This window comes from Streptomyces europaeiscabiei, from assembly GCF_001550375.1.
Classification (GTDB): Bacteria; Actinomycetota; Actinomycetes; order Streptomycetales; family Streptomycetaceae; genus Streptomyces; species Streptomyces europaeiscabiei.
On record NZ_LRTR01000348.1, the window covers coordinates 1 to 2,164 of the forward strand.

The 2,164-nt window shown below is 72.4% G+C and carries 1 protein-coding gene; it reads left to right on the top strand.

Going from position 1 to position 2,164, the window contains the following annotated elements:
- Window positions 1-692 precede the first annotated feature (692 nt).
- Window positions 693-2,164: serine/threonine-protein kinase (locus tag AWZ10_RS16570; RefSeq protein ID WP_079104382.1), on the top strand; the 1,472-nt coding region annotated here is incomplete at its 3' end.

A 2,164-nucleotide genomic window follows, 5' to 3' on the forward strand; every position in this document is an offset into this window, starting at 1 on the left:
GACGGCGGAGGCGAGGCCCGAGGCCACGGCGGCCAGTGCCGTCCCGGCGGGCGCCGTGACCAGCACGTCGCAGGCCGTGGCACGTCCTCGCGGCTCCGAGACCGGTCCCAGCGGGTCTACGACGGTCAGCCGGATCTGCATCGCCGTCAGCGATCCCTTCCGCGCGGGCACCCGCGACGACGAGGACGAGACTGCGCGGTCCCCACCGCAGACTTCCCCCACCGCTCACGGGCACGTCGGCCAGTACTGGAGGCATCCTCGCACCTGCCACTGACAACACGCCCGCCGCCCACCGCCAAGTGATCTTGATTGGTCGGCTCTGCCCCCAAAAGTGCCTGACCAGTGGCCGCTAGTTGATCACTTGAGATCGGTCACGTCCGTATCGGGAACGGCGTACGTCCGTATCGACAGCCGCGTAGGTCCGTATCCGGAACCGCCCACGTCCGTGTCCGGCAACCAACCGCCCACGGGTGAGCGTCTTTCCATCGAACGCACACGGGTACCCGTACGTACTCGCGGACACGGACACCGACAGGCGGCGCACAGCAAGTCGGAACAAGTCACAGCAAAACAGGCGGGAAGAGTCAGGAAGACGACACCCCGGTACCGCGGACGGCCGCACTACAGTGGGTCGGAACGTCCGTGGGACTCCAGGGCGTGACCAGGCAAGCAAGCAGCAGGGAGCGCATGACGTGCGGCCGGTAGGGAGCAAGTACCTCCTTGAGGAGCCGATTGGACGCGGCGCCACAGGCACTGTCTGGCGCGCCCGCCAACGGGAGACCGCGGGGGCCGAGGCGGCCGTGCCCGGACACCCCGGCGAAACCGTCGCGATCAAGGTCCTCAAGGAGGAGCTCGCGAGCGACGCGGACATCGTGATGCGGTTCCTGCGGGAGCGTTCCGTGCTGCTCCGGCTCACCCACCCCAACATCGTGCGGGTGCGGGACCTCGTCGTCGAGGGCGATCTGCTGGCGCTCGTCATGGACCTGATCGAGGGCCCCGACCTGCACCGGTATCTCCGGGAGAACGGTCCGTTCACACCCGTCGGCGCGGCCCTGCTCACCGCCCAGATCGCCGACGCGCTCGCCGTCAGCCACGCCGACGGCGTCGTCCACCGCGACCTGAAGCCCGCCAACGTGCTGCTCAGGCAGGACGGCGGCCAGATGCACCCGATGCTGACCGACTTCGGTATCGCCCGCCTCGCCGACTCCCCGGGCCTGACCCGGACCAGCGAGTTCGTCGGCACACCCGCGTACGTCGCCCCCGAGTCCGCCGAGGGCCAGCCGCAGACCTCCGCCGTCGACATCTACGGCGCCGGCATCCTGATGTACGAACTGGTCACCGGGCGCCCCCCGTTCAACGGCCAGTCCGCGCTCGAAGTGCTGCACCAGCACCTCAGCGCCGAGCCGCGCCGCCCGTCCACGGTCCCCGACCCGCTGTGGACGGTCATCGAGCGCTGTCTGCGCAAGAACCCGCGCGAGAGGCCCAGCGCCGTCAACCTCGCCCGCGCGCTCCGCATCGTCGCCGAGGGCGTCGGCGTGCACGCGAACTCCATGCAGATCGCCGCCGCCGACGGCGTGGGCCACATCCTCGCCCCCGACCCCGCCCCGGCGCAGGTCCCGGGCGCGGCCCCGGACCCGTTCGGCTCGGCCGACGCGACGCAGGTGCTGCCGCACGGCGCCGGCTCGTACGACCCGAACGGTGCGACCAGCGTGCTCCCGCACACCTCGGGCCCTGCGGGCTCGGGCGACCCCACGACCGTGCTCCCGCACACGTCCGGCGGCGACCCGACGTCCGTCATGCCGCCGGTGCCGTCGCACGATCCCGGTGGTCAGCCCCCCGAGCAGCCGCACCCCTGGCAGAACCAGCTCCGCGCGGCCCGCGACCGCAACGAGCAGACCCAGGTCCAGTACCTCGACCCCAGCGAGGACCCGCTGCGCCGCCGCCCCCAGCGGCAGGCCAACCGCCAGCAGCAGCCCCCGCAGCAGCAGCCCCAGCAGTCCCAGCGACCCCCGCAGCAGCCGCCGCGCCGGCAGCAGCGCGGGTCTCAGGGCGGCCCCGGCCCCGGATACGGCCACCCGCAGCAGCAGCCGTACGCCCCAGCGCCCACCCCGCAGCCGCAGCCGCAGCGTCAACAGCCGCAGCGGTACGCGCCCGCGCCGCAGCC